The 4,673-nt window shown below is 65.9% G+C and carries 7 protein-coding genes; 5 read left to right on the forward strand and 2 right to left on the reverse strand.

The window, feature by feature from the left end; translation table 11 throughout:
* Positions 1-100: 100 nt before the first annotated feature.
* Entirely contained in the window at positions 101-565 is a 465-nt protein-coding gene (gene mscL / locus ACYPYD_RS24970; protein ID WP_069707514.1) for a large conductance mechanosensitive channel protein MscL, read from the reverse strand.
* Between the two features lie 200 nt (positions 566-765).
* Between mscL and ACYPYD_RS24975 the strand changes: the two genes are divergently transcribed.
* From ACYPYD_RS24975 to ACYPYD_RS24995, 5 genes are read left to right on the forward strand one after another with little or no spacing between them, the layout of a single operon-like run.
* Entirely contained in the window at positions 766-1,368 is a 603-nt protein-coding gene (locus ACYPYD_RS24975) for a LemA family protein (RefSeq protein WP_008830421.1), read from the forward strand.
* A gap of 4 nt (positions 1,369-1,372) precedes the next feature.
* Positions 1,373-2,191 (forward strand): TPM domain-containing protein, encoded by an 819-nt coding sequence (locus tag ACYPYD_RS24980; protein ID WP_459666168.1) that lies wholly within the window; start codon positions 1,373-1,375, stop codon positions 2,189-2,191.
* A gap of 3 nt (positions 2,192-2,194) precedes the next feature.
* On the forward strand, positions 2,195-2,878 hold the full coding sequence (locus tag ACYPYD_RS24985; RefSeq protein WP_459666170.1) for a TPM domain-containing protein: 684 nt from the start codon (positions 2,195-2,197) through the stop codon (positions 2,876-2,878).
* A complete protein-coding gene (locus tag ACYPYD_RS24990; RefSeq protein ID WP_413783074.1) occupies positions 2,875-3,423 on the forward strand; it encodes an NUDIX hydrolase in 549 nt (182 codons plus the stop codon). Before ACYPYD_RS24985 ends, ACYPYD_RS24990 begins: the two co-directional genes overlap by 4 nt.
* A gap of 1 nt (position 3,424) precedes the next feature.
* On the forward strand, positions 3,425-3,661 hold the full coding sequence (locus ACYPYD_RS24995) for a hypothetical protein (RefSeq protein ID WP_459666173.1): 237 nt from the start codon (positions 3,425-3,427) through the stop codon (positions 3,659-3,661).
* 89 nt (positions 3,662-3,750) lie between these two features.
* Here the strand turns inward: ACYPYD_RS24995 and mmsB are convergent, their stop codons facing one another.
* Positions 3,751-4,620, reverse strand: a complete 870-nt coding sequence (gene mmsB / locus ACYPYD_RS25000) for a 3-hydroxyisobutyrate dehydrogenase (RefSeq protein WP_069707511.1) — start codon at positions 4,618-4,620, stop codon at positions 3,751-3,753.
* Positions 4,621-4,673: the final 53 nt, after the last annotated feature.

Here is a 4,673-nt window from a genome sequence, read left to right on the forward strand (position 1 = left end):
CCCACGCCCCCACCCGACCACCCAACGATAGTACCCTAAGGGTGGTCGGGTGGGGGCGTGGGCCGGTGCCGCAAAAATCCGCCTGCGGCGGATTTTCAGATTACTTCTTGCGCAGTTCCTCGAGGATTTCCTTCAGCGCGATCAGTTGCGGATCAACCGGGGCTTCCGGTGCCGGAGCGGCTGCAGCGGCTTCGGCTTCCTGCTTCTTCACCGAATCGATCATCTTGTTGACCGAACGGACCAGCAGGAACAGCACGAAGGCGATAATCAGGAAGTTGACCACCTGGGTGATGAACTCGCCGTAGCCGATCATCGGCACGCCGGCCGCCTTCAGCGCGGCATAGTCGGTAAGGCTGCCCTTGTAGTCCGCCGGTGCGTCGCCCAGCTGGAAGAAATACTTTGAGAAATCGATGCTGCCGAACAGCCAGCCGATCACCGGCATGATCATGTTCTCGTTCAGTGACGACACGATCTTGCCGAAGGCGGCACCGATCATCACACCGACTGCGAGGTCCAGCACGTTGCCGCGCGCAATGAACTTCTTGAATTCGTCTACGATTGCCATGCGCCTGGTTCCCCTTTTGCCGGCCAAATGGAAATAAATCTGAGTGCTGTTTGACACACTCCACCCGGCCCCTCAAACGTTTGTTAACCGACCGGGTTTCCACCGAGCCCGTCCGGCGTCCTTGATCCGCCATCGCGGAGCGCTATCTATCGCGTGGAAGCCGCCGGTTCGCCCGGCGTGCAGTGGAGGAACGAAGTCCGATGACGCTCTTCAACGCCCGCTCGGCAAAGACCGGCCTGGTTCTCGCGGCGGCGCTTTCGCTGTCCGCCTGCGGTTTTAACTCGGTGCCGACCAAGCAGGAAGCCGCCAAGGCCAAATGGGCCGATGTCGAGGCCGCTTTCCAGGAACGCTCGAACCTCGTTCCCAACCTTGCCGCCGTCGCTAAGGGTGCGGCCGAGCAGGAAAAGTCGATCCTCGTCGGCGTGACCGAGGCCCGCGCCAAGGCCACCTCGGTGCAGATCAGCGCCGACGACCTCGGCGACCCGAAGAAGATGGAGCAGTTCCAGCAGGCGCAAGCCAACCTTGGCGCCGGCATCGGCCGCCTGCTCGCCAGCGTGGAAGCCTATCCGGACATCAAGTCCAGCACCAACTACCAGATGCTGCAGAGCCAGCTCGAGGGTCAGGAAAACCGCATCCGCGTCGCCATCCGCGACTACAACGGCGCGGTTCAGGACTACAACACCGAAGTCCGCACTTTCCCCTCGATGATCGGCGCGCGCCTGCGCGGAGCCGATCCGCTGGTGCCCTACAAGGCCGTTACGCCCGGCGCCGAAGCCGCCCCGAGCCTCGAAGGAAAGCTCTGATCCGATGGCCCGCATCCGGGCCGTCTCGCTGGCCGCGCTTCTGTGCCTGCTGGCCCTCGTTTCGGGGGCTGGCAGCGCATGGGCGCAGGCCGCGCAACTGCAGTTCCCCAAACTCACGGGGCGCGTCGTCGATGCCGCGAACATCATCCCCGACGCCGAGGAAGCGCAGCTGACGCAAAAGCTGGAGGCGCTGGAGAAGCAGTCGAAGCGCCAGTTGGTGGTGGCGACGATCCCTTCGCTCAATGGCTACGAGATTTCCGATTACGGCTACCAGCTGGGCCGCGCCTGGGGGATCGGGCAGAAGGGTGACAACAACGGCGCGATCCTCATCGTCGCACCCAACGAGCGCAAGGTGCGCATCGAGGTCGGCTACGGCCTCGAAGGCACACTGACCGACGGGATGAGCTTCCTCATCATCAACCAGCAGATCCTCCCCCGCTTCAAGGCCAACGATTACCCCGGCGGGATCGAGGCAGGCACCGACGCCATCATCAGGCAACTGACCCTGCCCCCCGAAGAGGCGCAGAAGATCGCCGCCCAGGCCGACAAGGCGCGCGCCGATCAGGGCGACGACATCTCGCCCGGCACGGTCATCTTCATTCTCTTCGTGATCTTCTTCTTCGTCCTGCCGATCATGCGCGCGGCCAGCCGGGGCGGACGGCGCAGCCGCTACGGCGGCATCGACACCCCGATCATCTGGTTCCCCACCAATTCCGGCGGTAGCAGTTGGGGTGGCGGCGGTGGCTGGGGCGGTGGAGACGGCGGCGGCTTCTCCGGAGGCGGCGGCGATTTCGGCGGCGGCGGCGCGAGCGGGGACTGGTAGGCCATGGCAAGACCCACATATCTCACACCCGAGGACCACGAGCGCATCCGCGCCGCAGTGGCCGAGGCCGAACTGCTCAGTTCAGGCGAGATCGTCACGATGCTGACCGACCGATCGGACGGCTACACCGACGTCGCGCTGGCGTGGTCGGCCTTCGTGGCGTTCCTGGCCCTCTCCGCGCTGGCGATCGCGCCTGATTTCTACATGGGTCTCTACGACGCACTGATCGCCGACTGGGGCCATGAGTGGTCGCCCGGAATGATCCTCTCGCTGGCGCTGGGCGTGGCGACGATCAAGTTCGCGGGGATGACGCTGCTGCAGCTGTGGCAGCCGCTCAAGTTCTTCCTGATCCCGGCGCCCATCCGCACCACCCGCGTCCACGGCCAGGCCACCCGCGCCTTCCGCATGAGCGCGGAGCGGCGCACCACCGGGCGCACCGGCATCCTCATCTACATCTCGATGCGTGAACACCGCGTCGAGATTCTCGCCGACGAAGCCATCGCCAGCAAAGTCGAGCCCGGCACCTGGGCCGACGCCATCGCCGCGATGCTGGGCGAACTGCGCGAGGGCCGCACCGCCGACGCCATGATCGCCGGCGTCGGCAAAGTCGGCGCGATCCTCTCCCTGCACGTCCCCCGCCTGCCGGACGACGTCAACGAACTGCCCGACGGAACCATCGAACTATGAGCATGCCGGATCATTACGATGCCGATCACCCCGTCGAAACGATGTGGGAAGGCCGCTTCATCACCGCGAAGAAGAAGGGCCGCTGGGAATACGTCGGCCGCGCGCGCGGCATCCGCGCCGCGGTGATCCTGGCGATCGACCCGGAAGACCACGTCATCCTCGTCGACCAGTACCGCGTGCCGCTCGGCAAGCGCTGCATCGAACTCCCCGCAGGGCTTGTCGGCGACGATGACGATAAGGCCGATGAGCACGCCGCCACCGCCGCCGCGCGCGAACTGGAGGAGGAAACCGGCTACCACGCAGGCCGCATCGAGAACCTCGGCGAGTTCTACTCTTCGCCCGGCATGGTCTCCGAAAGCTTCACGCTGTTCCGCGCGCACGATCTGGTGAAGGTCGGCGAAGGCGGCGGCGTCGACAGCGAGGACATCGTGGTGCACCGCGTGCCGCGTTCGGGGCTTGCACAGGCGCTCGAAACGTGGCGCGGCGAGGGATACGCGATCGACGTGAAGATGCTCACGCTGCTCGGCCCGTCCATCCTCGGCTGACATGCGCACCAACCCCGGCGTCTGCCAGCGCAAGGCGCGCTACGCCAGCGAAGCCGAGGCGCTGGAAGTCGCCGCGCGGGCGCCCTTCCCGCTGCGTCCGTACAAGTGCAGGCTGTGCCGCAAGTATCACCTGACCAGCCGGACCAAGGGCATGAAGCTGCCGAAGTTCGAACTGGAGAGGCGATCGAGTAATTCCTCCCCGAGCTTGTCTCGGGGAAGTGGCAGCCCGAAGGGCTGACGGAGGGGGAATTTCCTGAACTCGCGCCCTCCACCACCCGCTGCGCGGGCGGTTTCCCTCCCCGAGACAAGCTCGGGGAAGAATTTTGCTTACAGCGTCGTGAAGATCGCGCCGAAGTCCTTGCCGCCGTTGCCGGCCTCGACGAAGGCTTCGTAGATCTTCGTCGCGTGCTCGCCCATCGGCACGGTGGCGCCCGCCGTCTCAGCGCCGCCCATGGCGAGACGCAGATCCTTAAGCATCAGCGCCGAGGCGAAACCGCCCGCATAGCCATTGTCCGCCGGGCTGGCCGCGCCGACGCCCGGTGCCGGGGTATAGTCGTTGAGCGACCAGCAGTAGCCGGTGGACTTCGAGCTGATCTCGTAGAACTTCTGCGGATCGAGGCCCGCCTTCTCGGCCAGCGCCAGCGCCTCGCAGGTGCCGATCATGTGGACCGCGAGCAGCATGTTGTTGCACATCTTGGCAACCTGCCCCGCGCCGCTCTCGCCCGCGAGAATGACGGCTTTGGCCATCGGTTCGAGCACGACTTTCGCCTTCTCGAACGTGGGTGCCGGACCGCCCACCATGAAAGTAAGCGTGCCGCCGTTGGCCGCCGCGATGCCGCCCGAGACCGGGGCATCGACCATCTCGTAGCCCGCCGCCGTCGCCAGCTCGGCCACTTCGCGCGCCGTGGCGAGGTCGATGGTCGAGCAGTCCAGGAACAGCGCGCCCGCCGGGGCCTTGCCGATCACGTCGGCAGTGTAGACCGCCTTCACGATGCCGCCGTTGGGCAGCATCGTGACGACGGCTTCGGCGTCCTTCACCGCGTCGGGGACGGCGGTATAGGTGGCGCAGCCGTTCTCGGCCGCCTTGGCCAGCGCGTCGGCGGACAAGTCGAAGGCGTGGACTTCGTGGCCCGCCTTGACGAGGTTTGCGGCCATGCCGCCGCCCATATTGCCCAGGCCGATGAATGCGATCTTCATGGAATATCTCCCCTCCCGCTTGCGGGAGGGGCCGGGGGTGGGCCTTCTCCCGA

This window comes from Novosphingobium sp. 11B (assembly GCF_054589055.1).